The organism is Pseudomonas sp. Bc-h (assembly GCF_002080045.1).
Lineage (GTDB): Bacteria > Pseudomonadota > Gammaproteobacteria > Pseudomonadales > Pseudomonadaceae > Aquipseudomonas.
The window spans coordinates 330347-351701 of sequence record NZ_MUIN01000005.1; the positions used below are offsets into that span (position 1 = coordinate 330347).

Here is a 21355-nt window from a genome sequence, read left to right on the forward strand (position 1 = left end):
TGATGTCGCTGCCCCATCAAGACACGCCACGCCTGACCCTGCCCGCTCCGGCCAAACTGAACCTGATGCTGCACATTCTTGGCCGTCGGGCGGACGGTTATCACGAGCTGCAGACCATCTTTCAGTTTCTCGACTACGGCGATGAACTGAGTTTCGCTCTTCGTGACGATGGCGACGTTCGTTTGCAGACGCAAATCCCTGACGTTCCTCACGACAGCAATCTGATCGTGAGAGCAGCGCGCGCACTCAAGGAGCAGTCCGGTTGTGAACTGGGCGTCGATATCTGGCTGAAGAAAGTGCTGCCCATGGGTGGGGGAATCGGCGGCGGAAGTTCAGATGCCGCGACCACTCTGCTGGGGCTCAATCATCTTTGGCAACTGGGCTGGGACGAAGATCGTCTGGCCGAGCTAGGGCTCAAGCTGGGGGCTGACGTCCCGGTTTTCGTGCGAGGGCACGCCGCTTTTGCCGAGGGCGTAGGCGAAATCCTCACCCCTGTAACCCCCGAAGAACCGTGGTATGTCGTGCTTGTGCCGCAAGTATCTGTAAGTACAGCAGAAATTTTTTCAGATCCACTGTTGACACGTGACACTCCTCCCATTAAAGTGCGCCCCGTTCCCAAGGGAAACAGTCGAAATGACTGCTTACCGGTTGTAGCAAGGCGTTATCCAGATGTACGTAACGCTTTGAATTTGTTAGGTAAATTTACCGAAGCAAAATTAACCGGAACTGGAAGTTGTGTGTTTGGGGCCTTCCCAAACAAAGCTGAAGCTGATAAAGTCTCGGCCCTTCTTACAGAGACCCTTACAGGGTTTGTAGCAAAGGGAAGCAACGTTTCGATGTTGCATCGCAAGTTACAGACACTGCTCTAAGAGAACCGAATGCCAGGCATTCGTTGCAACAGATACAGGGGCGTCGCCAAGCGGTAAGGCAGCAGGTTTTGATCCTGCCATGCGTTGGTTCGAATCCAGCCGCCCCTGCCATTTTCCTATAGTCATCCAGGCATACCCTAAGCCTCCAGGTACTGCGCGTGTCCAAGATGATGGTCTTTACGGGGAACGCCAACCCCGATCTGGCTCGGCGTGTCGTACGTCAGCTGCATATCCCTCTCGGTGACATTTCTGTCGGCAAGTTTTCCGACGGCGAGATTACCGCTGAGATCAATGAAAACGTTCGCGGTAAAGACGTCTTCATTATTCAGCCGACCTGCGCTCCGACCAACGATAACCTGATGGAACTCGTCGTGATGGCTGATGCCTTCCGCCGTTCCTCGGCTACTCGTATCACTGCTGTTATTCCTTACTTTGGTTATGCCCGCCAGGATCGCCGTCCGCGTTCCGCTCGCGTGGCTATCAGCGCTAAAGTGGTTGCGGACATGCTCACCGTCGTCGGTATCGACCGGGTGCTGACCGTTGACCTTCACGCTGACCAGATTCAAGGCTTCTTCGATATTCCAGTAGATAACATCTACGGCTCCCCGGTTTTGGTGGATGACATCGAAGACCAACGCTTCGAAAACCTGATGATCGTTTCCCCGGATATCGGTGGCGTCGTGCGTGCACGTGCCGTTGCCAAATCCCTGGGTGTGGATCTCGGGATCATCGACAAGCGCCGTGAGAAAGCCAATCACTCCGAAGTGATGCACATCATCGGTGACGTCGAAGGTCGTACCTGTATTCTCGTCGACGACATGGTCGATACCGCTGGCACTCTGTGCCACGCGGCCAAAGCCCTGAAAGAACATGGCGCAGCCAAGGTCTTTGCCTACTGCACACACCCTGTGCTGTCGGGTCGCGCGATCGAGAACATTGAAAATTCCGTGCTGGACGAACTGGTGGTGACCAACACCATCCCGTTGTCCGCTGCAGCACAAGCCTGTGACCGTATCCGCCAACTGGATATCGCACCGGTAGTCGCTGAAGCGATGCGTCGCATCAGCAACGAAGAATCGATCAGCGCGATGTTCCGATAAGGGCCCTGCCCTTTCGAATCATCCGTTGACGAAAAGCGCCCCGCCCCAACACTCACGTTGGGGCGGGGCTTTTTTGCCCATACCGTGTTGACGCTGGTCGCAAACGCCACTCGGTGATGGCTATTTTGGAGATACAAAATGACTGACTTTACTCTGAACGCCCAAGCGCGTACTGACCTGGGGAAAGGTGCGAGCCGCCGCCTGCGTCGTCTCGCCGCCCAAGTCCCTGCCGTGGTTTACGGTGGCGGCAAAGAAGCAATCTCGATCACCATCCAGGCCAAAGAAATGGCCAAACTGTTCGAAAACGAAGCTGCCTACAGCCACGTTATCGAACTGAGCGTTGATGGCGCCAAGCAAAACGTGATCGTTAAAGCGATGCAGCGTCACCCTGCCAAGCAGTTCATCATGCACGCCGACTTCATCCGTGTTGTTGCTGGCCAGAAGCTGACCGCTATCGTTCCTGTGCACTTCATCAACGAAGAAGCACCGGTCAAGAAAGGCGGCGAGATCTCGCACGTGACTTCGGAAGTCGAAGTTTCCTGCCTGCCGAAAGACCTGCCTGAGTTCATCGAAGTCGATCTGGCTAACGCCGAAATCGGCACCATCATCCACCTGTCGGACCTCAAAGCCCCTAAAGGCGTTGAGTTCGTAGCTCTGGCTCACGGTGATGACAAAGCAGTTGCCAACGTTCACGCTCCACGCGTTGCTCCTGAAGCTGAAGAAGGCGCTGCCGAGTAATCATTACTCGCACGCCGGTTGAACAAGTGATGACGCGCTGCGTCATCACCCTCGACCCAAGGAAGAGCCCCTGACGTGACCGCCATCAAACTGATCGTCGGCCTGGGAAACCCCGGCCCCGAATACGAACAGACCCGGCATAACGCAGGGGCTCTTTTCGTTGAGCGTATTGCCAGCGCACAGCGCGTCAACCTGACCGCTGACCGCAAATATTTCGGCCTGACGGCTAAATTCAGTCATCAGGGCCAAGACGTTCGTCTGCTGATCCCCACCACCTACATGAACCGTAGCGGCCAGTCCGTAGCGGCTCTTGCCGGTTTCTTCCGCATCACGCCCGAAGAAATCCTGGTGGCGCATGACGAACTGGATCTGCCACCTGGCGTCGCCAAGCTCAAACAGGGCGGCGGCCACGGCGGACATAACGGGTTGCGCGACATCATTGCGCAGCTGGGTAACCAGAACACGTTCCACCGCCTGCGGCTTGGCATTGGCCACCCGGGCGTCGCCAGTATGGTTTCAAATTTCGTCCTGGGTCGTGCGCCACGCGCCGAACAGGAAAAACTCGATGCCAGCATCGACTTTGCCCTCGGCGTGCTGCCGGATATCCTCGCCGGTGAATGGAACCGCGCGATGAAAAACCTGCACAGCCAGAAGGCCTGACATCACTCGAGGGGAAACACCATGGGATTCAACTGCGGCATCGTCGGCCTGCCCAACGTCGGCAAGTCCACCCTGTTCAACGCCCTGACCAAATCCGGTATTGCGGCGGAGAACTTTCCCTTCTGCACCATCGAGCCGAACAGCGGCATCGTGGCCATGCCCGATCCACGCCTGCAGGCGCTGGCCGACATCGTCAACCCGAAACGCATCCTGCCGACCACGATGGAGTTCGTCGACATCGCAGGCCTGGTAGCCGGCGCATCCAAGGGTGAAGGCCTGGGCAACAAGTTTCTGGCCAACATCCGTGAAACCGATGCCATTGCCCACGTGGTCCGCTGCTTCGAAGACGAGAACGTGATTCACGTCTCCAACAGCGTCGACCCGAAACGCGACATCGAGATCATCGACCTGGAACTGATCTTCGCCGACCTCGACAGCTGCGAAAAACAACTGCAGAAAGTCGCGCGCAATGCCAAGGGCGGCGACAAGGACGCGGTGGTCCAGAAAGGCCTGCTGGAAAAACTCATCGCCCACTTCACCGAGGGCAAGCCAGCACGCAGCCTGATGAAGAACATGGGCGCCGATGAGAAAGCGGTGATCAAGGGCTTCCATCTGCTGACCACCAAACCTGTGATGTACATCGCCAACGTCGCCGAAGATGGCTTCGAGAACAACCCGCACCTGGACGTAGTCCGTGCCATCGCCGAAGAAGAAGGCGCAATGCTGGTGCCGGTCTGCAACAAGATCGAAGCCGAAATCGCCGAACTCGATGACGGCGAAGAAAAGGACATGTTCCTCGAAGCTCTGGGCCTCGAAGAGCCTGGCCTGAACCGCGTGATCCGCGCCGGCTATGAAATGCTGCACCTGCAGACCTACTTCACCGCCGGTGTCGAAGAAGTCCGCGCCTGGACCGTCCGCGTCGGTGCTACCGCACCACAAGCCGCTGGCGTGATCCACACCGACTTCGAAAAAGGCTTCATCCGCGCCGAGTGCGTCGCTTACAACGACTTCATCCAGTACAAGGGTGAAGCCGGTGCGAAGGAAGCAGGCAAATGGCGCCTGGAAGGCAAGGACTACATCGTCAAGGACGGTGACGTCCTGCACTTCCGCTTCAACGTCTGATCAGAGCGCGCGTCTGGTATTCCAGATACCCCTCCCAAAAAGCCCCCACTCGGGGGCTTTTTGTTGCGCGTGGTTTTTCCAGCCGATCAGCCCGCCTTCGGATAGTTCGACGGGAAAAGCGCGCGCTTCGCCTGCTCGTCCATGTCTTTCTTGAACGCGTGATCCTTGCCTGCATCTTTTGCCCGTGCGGCTGCAGGGCGGGCATCGACGCGTTCGAACCATCGCTTGAGATTTGGATACTCTGCCAGCGCATCTTCGGAACCTTTCATCACGCGAGGCGCGCGGATCAGCCAGCCCCAGGTCGAGATATCGGCGAGGGTGTATTCATTGCCCACAATGTAATCGCGCCCCGCCAGGTGAATATCGAGCACTTCGTAGTGACGCTCGATTTCCCGACGATAACGATTGATGGCGTAGTCGTTGCCCTCTGGCGCGGCGTACTGGAAATGCACGGCCTGACCAGAGAACGGCCCAAGGCCAGAGGCAATGAAAAACAGCCATGACAGCAGTTCTGGCTTGTCTTCTGCTGCGCCCATGAACTGGCCGGTTTTCTCGCCCAAATACAGCAGGATCGCGCTGGAATCGAACACCCGCACTTCCTTGCCACCCGACCCTTCGGTGTCAATGATCGCTGGCACTTTACCGTTGGGGTTTATTGCGCGGAACTCAGGGGAATGCTGCTCGCCCTTGCTGGTGTCGACCGGCACCAGTTCGTACTCAAGGCCCGACTCTTCCAGAAACAGAGCGACCTTGGCCGGATTGGGTGTGGGGTGGAAGTAAAAACGGATCATGGCATTCGCCTCTTGTGGGTGTGCGTCGCGATCGGAATCCTGAAACTCAAGCCATTCGGAGAAACGACTTTGCGTTTTAGAACAGTTGATCTAGATTAGGCGAACTGTTGAGCAGGACGCAACGTCCGCGTGTGCGTCGAAAGGAAAATGAAGATGGCAAGACCTCGAGAATTCGACGAAGCGATCGTGCTGGATTCCGCTATCCAGTGCTTTTGGGCGAAAGGTTTCGAAGCGACGTCGATGCGCGATCTGATCGACTGCATGGGCATCACCGGCGCCAGCCTCTACAACGCATTCGGAGACAAACGCGCGCTGTATCGCAAGGCACTGGCGCACTATCTGGAAAGCAGCTTCGGCGAACGTGTCACTCGGCTGGAAAGCACGATGACACCGCGTCAGGCGATCGAAGTGTTTTTCGCGGAGATCATCGACCGCTCGATGAGCGATCCAGAGCATCGAGGCTGCATGATGGTTAACTCGGCGCTGGAAGCCGCGCCCCATGACGCCGATGCGCATAAAATCGTCGATGACTTCCTGACCCGTGCCGAGAACTTCTTTCGACGTTGCGTGGAAGCCGGTCAGAACGACGGCACCATTTCCCCCGCACAGCCAGCGGAGGATCTCTCCCGCCTGCTGCTGGGGGTGTTGCTGGGCGTTCGCGTGCTCGCACGGGCGCGGCCGCAACGGGCGCTGCTGGAAAGCGTCATCCGCCCGGCACTCGCCTTGCTCGATGCAGGTTCAGGCACACACCCTACTTCCCCCGTTCACCCTCTCGATGTGGAGTCACAGCGATGATCGAACTGTATTACTGGCCCACACCCAATGGCCACAAGATCACTCTGTTCCTTGAAGAAGCAGGCCTGGAATACCGCATTCACCCAGTGGATATCAGCGCCGGGGACCAGTTCAAACCCGAATTCCTCGCCTTTTCGCCCAACAATCGCATGCCGGCGATCATCGACACCGCACCGGCTGATGGTGGCGAGCCGATTACAGTGTTCGAGTCAGGGGCGATTCTGCTGTATCTGGCGGAAAAGACCGGCCAGTTCCTGCCCACCGATGTCCGAGGCAAGAAAACCGTCACCGAGTGGCTGATGTGGCAGATGGGCGGACTGGGCCCGATGGCTGGCCAGAATCATCACTTCGGCGTCTACGCCCCAGAGAAAATTCCCTACGCGATCAATCGCTACGTCAACGAGACCAATCGCCTGTATGGCGTGTTGAACCGTCGACTGGATGGCCGCACCTTCATCGCCGGAGAACATCTGTCGATTGCCGACATGGCCGCCTACCCGTGGGTCGTACCTTGGCAGCGTCAGCAGCAGAACCTGGACGACTTCCCCAATCTGAAGCGCTGGTTCTACGCGATTCAGGCTCGCCCTGCGACTGTCCGCGCCTACGCCAAAGGCGAGGAAGTGTCGCAGAATCGCGCAACGGTGACTGAGGAAGGCAAGAAGATTCTGTTCGGACAGACTTCCGTCAACCCGCAGAAGTAAGAGCGGTTTTGAACGGGGTCAGCGGTGCTCGCGATGAACACCGCTGACAATCCCAGACGCCTCAAACGATCGGCTGAGCCGCACGAAAAAGCAGTACGCACCCTTCTCGCTTGAGCGTCACATCGCGGAAATGCTCACGTAGATGCGCTTCGAAACCGACCTGCGTATCGCCAAGGTTTCCGAAAATTCCCTTCTTGTTGTACACCTGCATCAGCTTGCGGCCGAACCCGTTGTGCTGCGCCTCATCGCCCAGAATCGTCGCGCCGAACAGTACGCCGCCCGGTTGCAGGTTGTGTTTGAGGTTGCCAAAGATCGCCGCCTTGGCGTCCAGCGGGCCTGGCAGACAGTGCAGCAGGTAGAACAGGGAAATCGAATCGAAACGCTCCTCGCCGGGGATCGGCTGCATCACGTCGTGTTGCAGAGTACGAGTCCCGGGCCTGCCGATGCGACGTTTGGCGGCTTCGAGACTGCTGGGGTTCAGGTCGAGCAAGGTGATATGAGTCTGTGAGGACAACTGCGCCTTGGCCGGGTAATAGCCGGTGCCCACGCCGATATCCAGATGACGAGGGCGCACGTTGGCGCGAAAGAATGGCAACAGGACTTCTCTGGTCGGACAACGCCACGCGTATCGGTTGGAGATCCCCAGAACCCAGGCGTCGTACACGGCCAGGGTCAAGGGTGAATAGACCGCCGCACCAGCGGCACTGCTGTCGGTCATGGGATGAGCCTTGGGAGTGAGTGGATCAGACTGCGATAAAAACGACGAAGCCCACGCTTCGTCAAGGTTTTTTGTCTTTCCGCTCATCTCACCCCATCACATCTGTAGCGGTCGCAGCGTTTCGCAACAAACGCTACCGCCGGCAAGCCGGACCGCTACAAGACTCGGGCACCGTCCCCTAGCTCAATTGGAACCGCGAGGTGTTGTCGCTCAACGCTCGGCTACCTCTACTCAGTGTGTCAGCCGCATGATTCACCGCACGCGCGCCATCGAGCAGTCGCCCGGCGGCCTGATCCACCTGCTGGATGTTCCCGCTGACTTCATCTGCAGTGGCAGCCTGTTCTTCCACTGCCGTGGCGATCTGCGCCAAGGTATTGGTCACGATCTGCACCGCACTGGCGATCTCACCCAGACGCTCACCCAGGCCCGTTACCGATTGCGCATCGCTGACGGCCTGGCCACAGGCCGCTTCCATCAGGCTCACCGCCTGGCTGACTGTCGAACGCAAACTGTCCACCGTTCCGGCGATCTGCGCGGTTGAAGCCTGAGTGCGTTGCGAAAGGCTGCGGACCTCATCGGCCACCACCGCAAAACCCCGCCCCTGCTCGCCCGCGCGCGCCGCTTCGATGGCTGCGTTGAGCGCCAGCAGGTTGGTCTGCTCGGCAATCCCACGAATGGTGTCCACCACCGATTGAATCTGTTGCCCCTGCTCGCTGACCTTGCCCAGTGCGTTGGCGGTATCGGTCAGTTTCTGATTGAGCTGCTGAATGCTGGCCGTGGTGCGCTGGCTATCCCGGCTGCTGTCTTCGGCGATCCGACGAGTGTGCTGCGCGCTGCCCGAAGCTTCTTCGCAGCTCTTGGCGACACCCAGCGAAGTCGCTGCCAATTGCGTCGCAGCGGCAGCGATCTGGCTGATCTGCTGTTGCTGATCCTCGACCTCGTTCAGCGTGCTGCCTGACTGCGAGTTCAGGGTCAGAACAGCGGAGCCAAGCTGTTGGGTTTCATGATTGACACCGAGCAGACTCGTGCGCAACTGCACCACTGCGACGTTGAGCGCCGTGCTGATCGCCGCCAGTTCGTCACGCCCTTCCACGGCGACTTCAACGCACAGGTTGCCGTCGCGCAGAGACTCGGCCAGGGTCGTGATGCCCTTCGCACTGCGACGGATCGAGGCTTGCAGACACATGAACAAGTACAGCGCGGCCAGCGCCAGAATGCTGAAGGTGGCCGCGACAGGGATGAACTCCTTGATGGCGCGGTCGTGGTAGTAATCCAGGCGGCTGTTCAGCGATGTCAGCGACTGATTACGCAGCGCGGCGAGGGATTCGAGCATGCCGTCGACGCTGCGCTCGAAGGCGGTGGTGTCCAGTTTGATCGAGCCACCGAATACCCCGTCATCCAACACTTTCAGTTCGCTGTCCAGACGCTGAAGACTGTCGTTGTACTGGCGCGTCCAGGTTTCCATACCGGGATAGGCCTTGGCTTGAAGGGACCCAACGGCCTTGGCCAGTTGATCGCGGGCATCGCCGATGCGACTGCGCAGATCGCGCATCTGCAATCGGCTCTGCAGGGTGAACTGACCCGACGCCACCGAAGACTGCCCCACACTGGCCATGCGCCCGATACGCTCGATCAGGTCCGGAGCCTGCTGGGTGGCGACTTGCATCAACAGATAGGTTTCCAGCCACGGATCGAGAATCAAACCATTGTCCATGGCGATCTGCTCGCGCAGGGCCTGTAGTGCGGTCAGCGCCGAGGTGAAGCGATCGTAGCCGTCCGGCCACCAACCGACGGTGCGCAGGGATTCGGAATCCATGCCTTTGACCGCGGCCTGCAATGCCTGGTAGCGGGTCACAGTATCGGCAGTGACGTTGCGCGCCTTGAGCTCATCACCCAAGCTGGCGAGGGTTTGTACCAACGTCGGGTTGGCAGCATCCAGAGCAGACATCGCCGCCTTTGCCGCGGGAGTCGGGTCGTGAAGAATATCGGCGGCTTTCCAGCGAGCGGCGCGGTTACGTTGCGCGGTCAACTGGGCGTCCAGCGCATCAAGCGCCAGCAACTGGCCAACTCCTGATTGTTCACCCGAGATCACAGCGAGTTTGCTGCGATAGTCCTGCCCGATCATCCAAAGGCTACCCGCCAATGGAAGGATAAACAGAAAGAAAAGCACCTGAAACTTGCGTGCAAACCCAAAGCGTCCAAGCAGACGGATTCCTGGCGACAACAGACTTTGCATCTCCGACCACTCCTCACGGACAACCCGCCGTCGCGGCTCGTGACCACGACAGCTGTTGCCTCACATTCTTACAGGCAAAATGCCATGTCTTTGTTTCGAAAACGACAACCGCCCGTCCCCTGTGTCGAAAACGTCATTTGCGGTTATCTGATCACGCGTCCACCCCGCTTGGGAGTGGTTCATAGGGGCAGGAGGAAGCAAGAAACGGACCGATAGCACGAAGCCATCTAAATGGGCACACGAACGAAGACGGTGCACGAGGCGTGCTCGAAAGTGGGGCAAAAACACCCAGCGGCGCACGGCGAAACTGTCACCCAAGTGACGAGGCCGCAGGTTTTGCGGGGGTAATCAGGATTAAATCTCTAACCGATTGATCACACGCACAAATTTTTTAAAGAGACGCTTGACACATGTCCGTTCTAAGCGAATAATGCGCGCCACTTGGCTACATAGCTCAGTTGGTTAGAGCATAGCATTCATAATGCTGGGGTCCGGGGTTCAAGTCCCTGTGTAGCCACCAAGTACCTCAACAAAGCCCGCCTCGTGCGGGCTTTGTTGTTTCTGGCTGTTTGTTACGGGATGACTAATGCCTGCCGATTGCAGATTGCCCAGTCACCCGATCATCACACTGTCCCTACTGTTAGAGGTTAAGTTCATGCGCTTCACTCTCCCTGCACTGGTTTTAGGTCTTCTGATTACCCAAGGCGCGATGGCAGACACGACAGCCAATGCGCTTGGCGGCGGTTTGGGTGGCGCGCTGGGAAATGTCATCGGTCAGAAGATGGGCGGCAGTAACGGTGCCGCCGTGGGCGCTGGTCTGGCGGGTGCCGCTGGCAGTGCGGTAACTGCGAAGAAAGGCCACAAGACTCGCGCAGCCGTCGGCGGCGGTCTGGGCGGCGCGGCCGGTTCGGTCATCGGTAACAAGCTGGGCGGCTCAAATGGCTCGACCATCGGTGCCGGCCTTGGCGGCGCGGCGGGTGGTGCATTGGGCGGTAAATAATTTACCCTCTTGGCGGAACGCCTCCGAGCGTTTCGCCATTAAACCCAGTTAATGAAGCAACCCAGTTAATGAAGCAATGGATGTTCAATGTCTGATTCTCATACCGACGTAGCAGTGCCTGCCCTCTGCGCCAAGCAGGCTTACGAAGACGCGATCAATCTTTCACAGCACGTGCCGCAGGCGAAAACCATCAGCGAAATGGTCCTTGATGCCTTCCAGAGTGCCAAGGAAAGCGATCAGATTCGTGAGCTTCGCACCGCTATCCGTCAGGCACATGACCGTTTCGACGACGACCAGGCCTACGAATTGATGGGCCAGCTCAAACAGCTCAAGGACGCCGAAGCCGCCGATATGGCCGCGCTGGAAGACCTGAGCAGCAAATTTCCGATCAGCCGGATTCTGTCCAGCTACAAGGACGACCCAAGTTTTCAGGAATTGGTCTACAGCCTCGCGCTCAAGGTTCTGAACCAGACCCATCAGGCGGTTAGCAATCCGGGCGGCGGCAAGAGCAAGGCCGCACGAGCGAAGAAAGAAGCCGAAGTGTTCGTGATCAGCAAGGACGGCGCCAGCGTTACCCTGCCCCTGCGCACCCCGCGCTCCAAAGCCAACGCTGACCGTGAAGCCTTCGAGTTCCTCGGCTTCTCGTTCATCGGTGAAGGCGATGACGCCGAGCTGCAGAGCGAAGTGTTTGTCGACAAAGACGGCAACGAACAACCTGCCACGCGCAAGAATATCGTCAGCGCGATCCAGCAGCAGGTTGCGTTTGAAGGGTATAGCGCGGTTCAGCAGTAAGCACTCGAACTACCGATCCGCTGAGAGCTACGGCTGCCTGGCCGGTGCTCTCAGCGTTTCTTCGCCGCCTCGTAGACGTCGCCGCGCTCCCGTTTGCCAACAGCGACGACAGTCACCACAACTCGCCCATCTTCAACCCGATATACCAGCCGATACCCGGCGCTGCGCAATTTGATCTTGTAGTGATCGGGCATCCCATAGAGCGCGTCGGCAGACACCCTGGGCAACTCCAGGCGAGCGATCAGTTTTTTCTTGAGTTGTTCACGTAGTGTGGAACCCAACTTCTCCCATTCCTTGAGAGCAGATGGCAGAAATTCAAGCTTAAAGGTCATCAAGACTTACCGACAACGGCACCTCATGTTGTCGAGACTTGATCAACTCCGCCAGATCAAGATCGTCCAGCCTTTCCATCATGGCCTCGAAGACCTCGGTCGGCACCATGTAGCCCATGACCTTGTTGTGATTGAGCACGGCAACAGGCAAACCATGCGCACCCCGAAGAACCGCCGAGGGATTCTTCTTCAATTCGGAAACGCTGACAGCGATATCGGCCAAAACATTTTGCATATATGAACCCTCAAAACAGGTCGCTATTTTGGTCTTTTTATGGCGAATCCACAATCACCCCTCCCATTAAGTGTCACTTTCCCCACCTCTCGCATACCAGCTATGCAGCCCACGCTATTCGCCCTGCCCCGCCGCTCTCACATACTCGCCATCACGGTGCCGCCAATCGCGGGCATCTATCCAGATTCCTATAACAACAGCGCAGCAGCGCGATGGAGTTTCTATGCAGTCGTGGTACGGCACTATGGCGCCCAGCCAGAAGAAAACGTTCTGGGCGTGTTTCATGGGGTGGGCGCTGGATGCGATGGATGTTCAGCTGTTCGCATTCGTGATCCCGACCTTGCTCGCTGTCTGGGGCATGGCCAAGGCCGAAGCGGGCGTAATCAGTACGTCGGCGCTGATCGCCTCGGCCATCGGCGGCGTGATCGCCGGCCTGCTGGCTGATCGCATCGGTCGGGTCAAGGTTCTGAAGCTGGCGATTCTGTGGTTCTCGTTGTTCACCGGCCTCTCCGCTTTCACCGATTCCTTTCATCAACTTCTTCTGACTCGCAGCCTGCAGGGCTTGGGTTTCGGCGGCGAATGGGCGGCTGGGGCAGTGCTGATCGGTGAAGTGGTCGACAAGCGCATCCGCGGCCGAGCTGTCGGTTCGGTTCAGGCGGGTTGGCCAGTGGGTTATGCATTGGCGGCGCTGGCGTATTGGGTGACGTTCAATCTGCTACCGGATCACACCGCCTGGCGAGTACTGTTTCTGATCGGCCTGCTGCCAGGCTTTCTGGTGCTGTGGATGCGCCGCAACATTGCCGAATCCGAAGCGTTCGAGGCCGCCGCCCAATACCGGGAAACGACATCGCTGTGGACCAACTTCGCGCTGATCTTCTCGCCCAAGGTGTTTCCACTGACCGCCATGGCCTCGTTGATGGCTGCAGGTGCGCTGGGCGGCAACTACACGATTCTGACATGGCTGGTGACCTACCTTCGGGAAACCCAGGGCCTGACTATCAGCATGACCACGCTGTACCTGTCGGTGAACATCTTCGGCTCGTTCTGCGGCTATGTCGGCATGGCGTATCTCTCGGACTTCCTGGGCCGCCGCAAGACCTTCGCTCTGTCGGCGGCCGGCGCAACCGTTACCGTTCTGGTCTACACCCAATTGCACCTGCCGATGTGGAGCCTGCTGTTGCTGGGCTTTCCGCTGGGGCTGTTTCAGTCCGGCATCGTGTCGGGAATGGGCGCCTGTTTTACCGAGCTGTTCCCGGCGCAGATTCGCGGCACTGCTGGTGGCTTTTCCTACAATTTTGGTCGTGGCATTGGCGCTTTGGTGCCTGCCGGTGTAGGCCTGACCAGCGCCTCATTCGGTCTGGCAGCGTCTATCGGCGTGTGGGCCGCGTGCTCATACGTGCTGGTCTTCCTCGTCGCTCTCGTTTTGCCGGAAACCCGTAACAAGGAACTCGAAATCCATGTCTGATTCCAAGCAACCGCGTAATGGCGGCCAGATTCTCGTCGAAGCTCTGATCCGTAACGCAGTCGACACTATTTACTGCGTACCGGGCGAAAGCTATCTGCCAGTCCTCGATGCGCTGCACGATGCCACGTCCATTCGCACCATCGTCACCCGCCACGAAGGCGCCGCCTCGAACATGGCCGATGCCTACGGCAAGCTGACCGGCCGCCCTGGCATCTGTTTCGTGACCCGAGGTCCCGGCGCGACTCACGCCAGCAATGGCGTACACACCGCCAAGCAGGATTCGACGCCGATGATCCTGTTCGTTGGCCAGATCGAAAGCAGCTTCAAGGGGCGCGAAGCGTTTCAGGAAGTCGACTACACGCAAATGTTCGGTGGCCTGGCGAAGTGGGCGACCGAAATCGACAGCATCGAGCGCATCCCGGAAATCGTCAGCAAGGCGTTCAGTATCGCCATGTCAGGTCGGCCTGGACCGGTAGTGATTGCGCTGCCTGAAGAAGTGCTGTTCGGTTCGGCGGACGTGGCGGACGCACAGCCAGTACGCATCACTCGGGCCGCACCGGATTCGGTTGCACTGGAAGAAATGCGCGAACTGCTGGCCACTGCGAAACAACCGCTGGTCATCGTCGGCGGCACTGGCTGGGACACCGATTCGACCAAAGCCTTGCAGCGTTTCGTTCATGCCAATCATCTGCCAGTTGCCGCCTCATTCCGCCGTCAGGATCTGTTCGACAATCGCGATCCGCATTACGTCGGTCAGTTGGGTCTCGGCACCTCGCCGAAATTGCTGGAACGGGTAAAGAGCAGCGATCTGCTGCTGGTTATCGGCTCGCGGCTGAGCGAAACGGTTTCCCAAGGCTACACATTGATCGAAAGCCCATCGCCGGCACAGCCGATGATTCATGTGCATCCTGATCCTCAGGAGCTGAATCGCGTCTATCAGTCGACGCTGCCGATTCTGTCGTCGCTCAGCAGTTTTGCCCACGCCGTCGCTGCACTTGAGCCGGTCGCCAGTAGCGCCTGGAAAAGCTGGACCGACGCTGCCCGCGCGGACTATCTGGAGCACTCGACCCCGCCATTGCCGCATCCGCAACTCGCTGGTGTGGACATGGGATCGGTCGTCGCACACCTCAACGAAGTGCTGCCGGACAATGCCGTCATCACCAACGGCGCCGGTAACTACACGGTCTGGGTCCACCGCTTCTATCGCTATCGCAAGCCTGCGACCGAATTGGCCCCGACCAACGGCGCCATGGGCTACGGTTTACCGGCGTCAATTGCGGCCAAATTGCACGATCCGCAACAAACCGTGATCTGCTTTGCTGGCGACGGCTGTTTCATGATGTACCCTCAGGAGCTGGCCACGGCAATGCAATACAACGCGCCGATAGTGGTCATTGTGGTGAACAACGGCATGCTTGCGACCATTCGCATGCATCAGGAGCGTGAATACCCCGGGCGTGTGTCGGCCACCGAGCTGGCCAACCCGGACTTCATCGCCCTCGCCAAATCCTTCGGTGCCCATGCCGAGCGGGTCGAACGCAGCGAAGATTTCCCGGCCGCTTTCCAGCGCGCGCAGAAGGCCGGCGTCGCCGCGCTGATCGAGTTGCGTGTCGACCCACGGCAGATCACACCCCAGGCTCGTCTTGATTAAGAGGTGTTGAGCAATGCAGATTCTTGGTGAAACGATCATCGGTCAACGTGCGTTACGCGGTCAGGGAGGCGAGGTTTTTGCCCTCGCCGCAGCGACAGGGGAGCAGCTCACGCCAGCCTTCGGCGCCAGCACGCCGGACGACGTCAACGCCGCGTGCGAGCTGGCCGAAGCGTCGTTCGACAGCTACCGGCAGTTGAGCGACGAACAACGGGCGACCTTCCTCGACGCCATCGCCCAAGGGCTGTTGGATCTGGGTGACGTGCTGACCGAACGCGTTCACCTTGAAAGCGGCTTGCCGAAACCGCGGCTGGAAGGCGAACGGATGCGCACCGTCAATCAGCTCAAGCTGTTCGCCAGCCTGCTGCGTGACGGGCGTTGGCACGGTGCGGTAGTGGATACCGCAATGCCGGACCGCCAGCCGCTGCCTCGGGCAGATCTGCGCTTGCGACGCATCGGTCTGGGGCCAGTCGCGGTGTTCGGCGCCAGCAACTTCCCATTGGCCTTCTCGGTCGCAGGCGGCGACACCGCTTCGGCGCTCGCTGCGGGCTGCCCGGTAATCGTCAAGGCGCACCCGGCGCATCTGGGTACCAGCGAGCTGGTTGGTCGAGTGATCCAGAAAGCCGCACGTGACACCGGCATGCCGGAGGGCGTGTTTTCGCTGCTGATCGACAAGGATATTTCCGTCGGTCAGGCGCTGGTCAGTCATCCGCGGGTGCAGGCTGTGGGCTTTACCGGCTCCCGTCGTGGTGGTCTCGCGTTGGTCGCTGCCGCTCAAGCTCGCCCGGTACCCATTCCGGTCTATGCCGAGATGAGCAGCATCAATCCGGTGTTCCTGCTGCCTGCGGCTTTGTCTGCACGCGCAGAAAGCATCGCCAAGGGGTTCGTCGAGTCGCTGGTATTGGGCGCGGGCCAGTTCTGCACTAACCCGGGCCTATTGCTGGCGCTGGAAAGCGATGCGCTGGAAACCTTCGTTTCGGCAGCGGCCAAGGCGTTGGCTGACAAATCGCCGACCACGATGCTGACGCCGAATATTCATGGCGCCTACTGCAATGGTCTGAACAACCTGCACAAGGCTTCGGGGGTGACGCTGGTCGCTGAAGGGCGTGAGGCAGAAGGTTCGTTCCAGGCAAAGCCAGCGTTCTTCCGCACCGATTCGGCGACCTTCCTCGCCAACCCGGCGCTGGAAGACGAAAACTTCGGGCCGAGCGCGCTGCTGATCGTCTGCAAGGACACGGCCGATCTGCAAAAAGTGGCGTCGAAATTCGATGGCCAGTTGACGGTAACGCTGCATTTCGAAGAAGGCGACAAGGCGATCGCTCAGGCGTTGTTGCCTACGTTGGAGCGCAAGGCCGGCCGGATTCTGTTCAACGACTTCCCCACCGGTGTCGAGGTGAGCTATTCGATGGTTCACGGTGGCCCGTTCCCGGCAACCTCGGACAGCCGCAGCACCTCGGTCGGCGCCACCGCGATTGATCGGTTCCTGCGTCCTGTCTGCTATCAGAACGTTCCGGATTCTCTTCTGCCGCCATCGCTTCAGCAGAGCAATCCGCTGAAAACCTGGCGCCTGCTGAACGGGGAACTGGTCAAGGACTGACCGGCGCCGAGATCAGCGTCGCTCCCGGCCACGTACCCTGCTCGACCATATCGGCAGCACGTTGGCGAATGATCTGCGTCACCGCCCACAGACCGTCGGCGGTGACGCGGTTTTTTGGCCAGACGATCGCCACCGTGCGACGTATTTCCGGGTCTTCCAGCCGATAACTTTTCAACCGACCGGCTTTTACCTCCTCGACCACTGCTGCTGCCGGCAACACCGTACAACCGCAGTTTTCCAGGACCAGGCGCTTGGTGATGGAAATCGAGCCATCGCATTCCAGCGCAATGTTCGCCGAGAACCCGTAACGGTTTGCCAGCGACTCGACCATCATTCGTAACCCGTGGTGAGTGCTGGGCAGGATCAGCGGAATGTCACCCAGATCGCGCACGGCAATCGCATCGCCCTTGAGCGGATAATTCGCCGGAGTAATCAATTGCACGCCTTCGCTGAGCAACGGATCGAACTGCAACGCGCCGGGATGTTCGGGCAAATACAGAATAGCGATGTCCACAGCACCATCACTCAACCGATTCAGAATGTCTGCCGCAAGCCCCTCGACGAAGTGCACTTGAGTCAATGGATAACGCGCCTTCAACGCATGCCCCAGACTGCCGAACAGAATGCGCGCAATCGTCGGCTGCGCCGCGATGCACAGTTTGGCTGGCCCTTGCTCGGCACTGTCACGCATCGCCCGCTCCGCCTCGACCAGCGTGTCGTTCATGGTATTGGCGAACCCCAGCAACTGCTGCCCGCGCTCGGTCAGCGTCACCCCACGCCCACTGCGATGAAACAACCGCACGCCAAGCTCGGCCTCCAGAAGTCCCACCCGCCGACTGACCGTGGACTGATCCGCGCCAAGCTCCATGGCGGCCCGGGAAATGCTGCCGCTTTTGGCGACTTGGGCGAAGAGTGCGAGATCGTCTGAGTTCATGCGGGAATCCTTGGAGGCGGTCGGCGTAGCGCGAACCCGAATTTATCCGATGCCATTCAACTTTGCTGCGACATATTGCAGCAACGTCCTACGAGAGTATGGGCTGCTTGCTACAGATGTATCCCACGGCTCTCCGTACACTACGTCACGCAATCAGTGGGGCACGTCCCGGCGAATTGCATCCAGAACATTACAGGAGAAGACTGATGCTGAGCAGCGAGGCAGTCGCCAATTACTTCATCCACAAGTCCTTCGAGAAAGGCGTGGAAGTCACGCCGATGAAGCTGATCAAACTGGTCTATATCGCGCACGGCTGGCATCGCGGTTACTTCTCTCAAAACCTCATCAGTGATGCGGTGCAGGCCTGGAAATATGGCCCCGTCATCCCCGAGCTCTACCGCCGGATAAAGCACCATCGTGGTCACCCGATCGACTGCAGCATTGCCGGGTATGGAATTGCCGGCGACGAGAAAAACCCTGCTCCTCATCCAAGGACGATGGAGCTGCTCGAAAAAGTCTGGAGCATCCATGGCAAGGATGACGGCTTGAAACTCTCAGCGTTGACTCACCAGCCTGATACCCCTTGGGATCGCACCTGGCGACTGTCCGGTGGAGCCCGGTATCAGGGAGCAATCATCCCCAACGAATGGATAGATCAACACTACAAAGAAAAAATAGAAGCCAGCAAACTCAATGGCTGATCTCAACGACAACCTGCAAGCGATTGTCTCGGCCAATGACTCTATTGCGGAGTCATCGAAAAAGGCCCACAGAGAAGAACGCGCCCTTGAAGATCCAACCATCAAGGTAAAGAAAGAGGTTCATTCTCTTACCATTCAAGCGCTCCGCTTTGGCGCAATCCTGCTAGCGGCACTCGTGATCGTGCGTTTCTGGCATATGGCAGGACCGCCTGAGATACTCGGACAGACCACGCGCTGGCTGACAGAGAACGAGCTGCAATCCATGGATAACATGCTGTTCAGTAGCGCATTCGGTGGCCTTGTCCTGGGGTATCTACGAGAGACGCTGAAGCCCACGGTATGAACGGCTCGGGCAGTTCGGTAAAAATCAACGCTCAATAACCTTCCCCACAACCTCATCTCCAATCACCAGGAAATGCCCGCCTGCCACATGATGCAGCGTACGTAGCTCGTCGTGTCCATCGAAATGCCAGTGGCCATCGGAGAACACGCGCTCATCCGCCCAGGCTGCGACGACTTCACCGATGAACAGATCGTACTGATTCTGGTTGTGTGGTTCGGGCATCAGGCGGCACTCGAGCCACGCGGCACAGCCTTCCAGAAGCGGCGCTTCGACGATGTCGCCCGCGAAGGTCTGCAGACCGTAGGCCTTGAATTTGTCGATGTCCTGCTCCTGAGAGATTTCCAGACCGGACGTCGAGCCGACGGTTTCGACAATGTCCACCTGGCTGAGCGTCGGCACGTTGATCACGAACGTACCCGAGCCTTCCAGCAACTGCCGCGTCCAGACCGACTTATCGAGCACGACCGTGACTTTCGGCGGCTGAAAATCCAGGGGCATCGCCCACGCTGCCGCCATTATGTTGCGCTGGCCATTGTGAGCGGCGCTGACTAGCACGGTCGGCCCGTGGTTGAGCAGTCGATAGCATTTGGCGAGGGGAACGGCACGGCGGTGGGAGACGGTCATCGGAAATGATCCTGAAACGAGAAAAGGAGCGTGATCGGAAATTACAGGGTTTGTCGCAGCAGGAAAACTCCATCCCAATGACCCGGGCAAACTGTCGGGTTCCTGAATCGCTGCGAAATACCTCTTCCCACTCCCGCGAAAATAGTGATGTAATACTATAACAAAACATTTCAGGCATTCTTTTCGTGAAACCCGCCTCTCGCCTTTCCCCGAATATTGCGACTTCCGCCCTCGCTCAATCCGCAGGCAAGCGGGTGCTGGTCTCTCTGGCCTTGCTCGCGCTGTTGTGGATCGGCATCGCATGGGCGGTGGCCATCCCATGAGCGCAGCAATCGATCTTCACGACCTCACCGTCACCTATGAACGCCGCCCGGCGGTGCATCACGTCAGCGGGCGTTTCGCTGCTGGCAGCCTGACGGCGATTGTCGGCCCCAATGGCGCGGGCAAGTCGACCTTGATCAAGGCCATCGCCGGCACCTTGAAACCTGCCGTCGGGCGCGTTGACCGCGGCAGTCTGGCGACGCGGCATATCGGCTATCTGCCCCAGGCCGCGGAGATTGACCGCAGCTTTCCATTGAGTGTGGCCGACACGGTAATGATGGGCGCATGGCGCAGCCTTGGCGCCTTTCGTGGGGCCACGCGCAAGCACGCCGAACAGGCGAAGGAAGCGTTGCTGGCCGTCGGTCTTGAAGGCTTCGAACAGCGCAGCATCAGCTCGCTGTCGTCGGGGCAATTTCAGCGGGTCCTGTTCGCCAGGCTGTTGTTGCAGGACGCATCGGTCATTCTGTTGGACGAGCCCTTCACCGCCATCGACGCCCGCACTACTCGTGATCTGCTCAAGTTGATCAGCACCTGGCACGGTCAGGGGCGGACGGTGATCGCCGTGTTGCACGACATCGATCAGGTACGTCAGCACTTCCCCAGCACCTTGTTGCTGGCGCGGGAAACCATCGCTTGGGGCAATACCGCCGACATCCTTCACCCTGACAACCTGCGTCGCGCCAAGAACATGGCCGAGCATTGGAGCGCGGATGCGCAGCCTTGTGCAATCGACGAGGAGAATGCGCTGTGACGCTCTATAGCCTGTTGATTCAGCCCTTCGTCGATTTCGGTTTCATGCGCCGCGCGTTGGTAGCGTGTCTCGCGCTGGGGATTGGCTCAGGCCCCGTCGGCGTGTTGCTGATGTTGCGTCGCATGAGTCTGGTCGGTGACGCCATGAGCCACGCCGTTCTGCCAGGTGCTGCGGTGGGGTTTCTGTTCGCGGGGCTGTCGCTGCCCGCGATGGGGTTTGGTGGCTTGATTGCCGGGCTCGCGGTGGCACTGCTGTCGGGTCTGGTCAGCCGTTTCACCACCCTGCGCGAAGATGCGAGTTTCGCCAGTTTTTACCTGACGTCGCTGGCGGCGGGCGTCTTGATCGTGTCGCTGCACGGCTCCAACGTCGACCTGTTGCACGTGCTGTTCGGCACCATCCTGGCCATCGACGATCAGGCGATTTTCATGGTGGGCGCCATCGCCTCGTTCACCCTGATTCTGCTCGCGCTGATCTACCGACCATTGATTCTGGAATGTTTCGACCCCGGTTTTCTGCGTGCGGTCGGCGGGCGCGGGTCGTTGTATCACGTACTGTTTCTGTTGCTGGTCGTGCTCAATCTGGTCGCCGGCTTCCAGGCCCTTGGGACCTTGATGGCGGTCGGCATGATGATGCTACCCGCCACCGTCGCACGTTTCTGGTCGAGTTCTCTGACCGGGATGATCGTGATCTCCACGGTGGTCGCCACGCTTTCAGGCTTCATCGGTCTGATCGTTTCCTACCACGCCAGCGTCGCGTCAGGCCCGGCAATCGTCCTGACCGCCAGCGCGTTTTACCTGTTCTCACTGTTCTTTGGACGCAGCGGTTTTCTACGCCGTCTGTTCCCGAGGGTTCACCTGTCCGGCTGATCGTTCTCTTACCGCA

At 58.9% G+C, this 21355-nt stretch carries 24 protein-coding genes and 2 tRNA genes; 19 read left to right on the forward strand and 7 right to left on the reverse strand.

What is annotated here, in order from left to right; translation table 11 throughout:
• Positions 1–2 precede the first annotated feature (2 nt).
• The 6 genes from ispE (at position 3) to ychF (ending at position 4489) form a co-directional block, all read left to right on the forward strand.
• On the forward strand, positions 3–869 hold the full coding sequence (gene ispE / locus BWR59_RS10375) for a 4-(cytidine 5'-diphospho)-2-C-methyl-D-erythritol kinase (RefSeq protein ID WP_081565594.1): 867 nt from the start codon (positions 3–5) through the stop codon (positions 867–869).
• A 36-nt stretch (positions 870–905) separates the two neighbouring features.
• Positions 906–980, forward strand: a tRNA-Gln gene (locus BWR59_RS10380).
• 47 nt (positions 981–1027) lie between these two features.
• Positions 1028–1969 carry a ribose-phosphate pyrophosphokinase gene (locus BWR59_RS10385; protein WP_037018241.1) on the forward strand — a complete coding sequence of 314 codons (942 nt, stop codon included), beginning with the start codon at positions 1028–1030 and terminating at the stop codon, positions 1967–1969.
• 138 nt (positions 1970–2107) lie between these two features.
• Positions 2108–2707, forward strand: a complete 600-nt coding sequence (locus tag BWR59_RS10390; RefSeq protein WP_081565547.1) for a 50S ribosomal protein L25/general stress protein Ctc — start codon at positions 2108–2110, stop codon at positions 2705–2707.
• Between the two features lie 75 nt (positions 2708–2782).
• Positions 2783–3367 carry an aminoacyl-tRNA hydrolase gene (pth, locus tag BWR59_RS10395; protein ID WP_081565548.1) on the forward strand — a complete coding sequence of 195 codons (585 nt, stop codon included), beginning with the start codon at positions 2783–2785 and terminating at the stop codon, positions 3365–3367.
• A 21-nt stretch (positions 3368–3388) separates the two neighbouring features.
• On the forward strand, positions 3389–4489 hold the full coding sequence (gene ychF, locus BWR59_RS10400; protein WP_074753529.1) for a redox-regulated ATPase YchF: 1101 nt from the start codon (positions 3389–3391) through the stop codon (positions 4487–4489).
• 86 nt (positions 4490–4575) lie between these two features.
• Here ychF and BWR59_RS10405 read toward each other — a convergent pair whose 3' ends face one another.
• Complete coding sequence (locus BWR59_RS10405; RefSeq protein ID WP_081565549.1) at positions 4576–5280, reverse strand: glutathione S-transferase C-terminal domain-containing protein; 705 nt, start codon at positions 5278–5280, stop codon at positions 4576–4578.
• A gap of 153 nt (positions 5281–5433) precedes the next feature.
• On the opposite strand from BWR59_RS10405, the gene BWR59_RS10410 reads away from it, so the two are divergent.
• Positions 5434–6075: a TetR/AcrR family transcriptional regulator gene (locus tag BWR59_RS10410; protein ID WP_081565550.1), complete on the forward strand. Its 642-nt coding sequence runs from the start codon at positions 5434–5436 to the stop codon at positions 6073–6075.
• Positions 6072–6776, forward strand: coding sequence for a glutathione binding-like protein (locus BWR59_RS10415; RefSeq protein ID WP_081565551.1), 705 nt, complete (start codon positions 6072–6074; stop codon positions 6774–6776). The genes BWR59_RS10410 and BWR59_RS10415 overlap by 4 nt, the downstream gene beginning before the upstream one ends.
• A 61-nt stretch (positions 6777–6837) precedes the next feature.
• Here the strand turns inward: BWR59_RS10415 and BWR59_RS10420 are convergent, their stop codons facing one another.
• Together BWR59_RS10420 and BWR59_RS10425 are read right to left on the reverse strand one after the other, a co-directional pair.
• Positions 6838–7494, reverse strand: coding sequence for a class I SAM-dependent methyltransferase (locus BWR59_RS10420; protein WP_081565552.1), 657 nt, complete (start codon positions 7492–7494; stop codon positions 6838–6840).
• A gap of 178 nt (positions 7495–7672) precedes the next feature.
• Positions 7673–9730, reverse strand: coding sequence for a methyl-accepting chemotaxis protein (locus tag BWR59_RS10425; RefSeq protein ID WP_081565553.1), 2058 nt, complete (start codon positions 9728–9730; stop codon positions 7673–7675).
• A 443-nt stretch (positions 9731–10173) separates the two neighbouring features.
• Between BWR59_RS10425 and BWR59_RS10430 the strand changes: the two genes are divergently transcribed.
• The 3 genes from BWR59_RS10430 to BWR59_RS10440 all read left to right on the forward strand — a co-directional run bounded on the left by BWR59_RS10430 (position 10174) and on the right by BWR59_RS10440 (position 11522).
• Positions 10174–10250 (forward strand) — tRNA-Met (locus BWR59_RS10430).
• 135 nt (positions 10251–10385) lie between these two features.
• Complete coding sequence (locus BWR59_RS10435) at positions 10386–10730, forward strand: bacteriocin (RefSeq protein WP_081565554.1); 345 nt, start codon at positions 10386–10388, stop codon at positions 10728–10730.
• 87 nt (positions 10731–10817) lie between these two features.
• Positions 10818–11522, forward strand: a complete 705-nt coding sequence (locus BWR59_RS10440; RefSeq protein WP_081565555.1) for a hypothetical protein — start codon at positions 10818–10820, stop codon at positions 11520–11522.
• A gap of 50 nt (positions 11523–11572) precedes the next feature.
• Here the strand turns inward: BWR59_RS10440 and BWR59_RS10445 are convergent, their stop codons facing one another.
• Together BWR59_RS10445 and BWR59_RS10450 are read right to left on the reverse strand one after the other, a co-directional pair.
• Entirely contained in the window at positions 11573–11854 is a 282-nt protein-coding gene (locus tag BWR59_RS10445; protein ID WP_081565556.1) for a type II toxin-antitoxin system RelE/ParE family toxin, read from the reverse strand.
• Positions 11844–12089: a type II toxin-antitoxin system Phd/YefM family antitoxin gene (locus tag BWR59_RS10450; RefSeq protein WP_081565557.1), complete on the reverse strand. Its 246-nt coding sequence runs from the start codon at positions 12087–12089 to the stop codon at positions 11844–11846. Before BWR59_RS10450 ends, BWR59_RS10445 begins: the two co-directional genes overlap by 11 nt.
• A gap of 223 nt (positions 12090–12312) precedes the next feature.
• Here BWR59_RS10450 and BWR59_RS10455 point away from each other — a divergent pair, with 223 nt between their 5' ends.
• Genes BWR59_RS10455 through BWR59_RS10465 form a run of 3 tightly spaced genes read left to right on the forward strand, consistent with a single transcriptional unit; the run spans position 12313 to position 16799 of the window.
• Positions 12313–13554: an MFS transporter gene (locus BWR59_RS10455; RefSeq protein ID WP_081565558.1), complete on the forward strand. Its 1242-nt coding sequence runs from the start codon at positions 12313–12315 to the stop codon at positions 13552–13554.
• A complete protein-coding gene (locus BWR59_RS10460; protein WP_081565559.1) occupies positions 13547–15205 on the forward strand; it encodes a thiamine pyrophosphate-binding protein in 1659 nt (552 codons plus the stop codon). Before BWR59_RS10455 ends, BWR59_RS10460 begins: the two co-directional genes overlap by 8 nt.
• 13 nt (positions 15206–15218) lie before the next feature.
• Positions 15219–16799, forward strand: coding sequence for an aldehyde dehydrogenase (NADP(+)) (locus BWR59_RS10465; RefSeq protein WP_081565560.1), 1581 nt, complete (start codon positions 15219–15221; stop codon positions 16797–16799).
• Here the strand turns inward: BWR59_RS10465 and BWR59_RS10470 are convergent.
• Entirely contained in the window at positions 16789–17733 is a 945-nt protein-coding gene (locus BWR59_RS10470; protein ID WP_081565561.1) for a LysR family transcriptional regulator, read from the reverse strand. The genes BWR59_RS10465 and BWR59_RS10470 overlap by 11 nt on opposite strands.
• Positions 17734–17939: 206 nt before the next feature.
• On the opposite strand from BWR59_RS10470, the gene BWR59_RS10475 reads away from it, so the two are divergent.
• A complete protein-coding gene (locus tag BWR59_RS10475) occupies positions 17940–18434 on the forward strand; it encodes a type II toxin-antitoxin system antitoxin SocA domain-containing protein (protein WP_168184472.1) in 495 nt (164 codons plus the stop codon).
• Positions 18427–18777: a hypothetical protein gene (locus tag BWR59_RS10480; RefSeq protein WP_081565563.1), complete on the forward strand. Its 351-nt coding sequence runs from the start codon at positions 18427–18429 to the stop codon at positions 18775–18777. Before BWR59_RS10475 ends, BWR59_RS10480 begins: the two co-directional genes overlap by 8 nt.
• A 24-nt stretch (positions 18778–18801) precedes the next feature.
• On the opposite strand, the gene BWR59_RS10485 is transcribed toward BWR59_RS10480, so the two are convergent.
• Positions 18802–19401 carry a flavin reductase family protein gene (locus BWR59_RS10485; protein WP_081565564.1) on the reverse strand — a complete coding sequence of 200 codons (600 nt, stop codon included), beginning with the start codon at positions 19399–19401 and terminating at the stop codon, positions 18802–18804.
• A gap of 185 nt (positions 19402–19586) precedes the next feature.
• Here BWR59_RS10485 and BWR59_RS32370 point away from each other — a divergent pair, with 185 nt between their 5' ends.
• Genes BWR59_RS32370 through BWR59_RS10495 form a run of 3 tightly spaced genes read left to right on the forward strand, consistent with a single transcriptional unit; the run spans position 19587 to position 21339 of the window.
• Positions 19587–19724 (forward strand): hypothetical protein, encoded by a 138-nt coding sequence (locus BWR59_RS32370; protein ID WP_168184467.1) that lies wholly within the window; start codon positions 19587–19589, stop codon positions 19722–19724.
• On the forward strand, positions 19721–20473 hold the full coding sequence (gene aztA / locus BWR59_RS10490; RefSeq protein WP_081565595.1) for a zinc ABC transporter ATP-binding protein AztA: 753 nt from the start codon (positions 19721–19723) through the stop codon (positions 20471–20473). Before BWR59_RS32370 ends, aztA begins: the two co-directional genes overlap by 4 nt.
• Positions 20470–21339 carry a metal ABC transporter permease gene (locus tag BWR59_RS10495; RefSeq protein WP_074759293.1) on the forward strand — a complete coding sequence of 290 codons (870 nt, stop codon included), beginning with the start codon at positions 20470–20472 and terminating at the stop codon, positions 21337–21339. The genes aztA and BWR59_RS10495 overlap by 4 nt, the downstream gene beginning before the upstream one ends.
• The last annotated feature ends 16 nt before the right edge of the window (positions 21340–21355 follow it).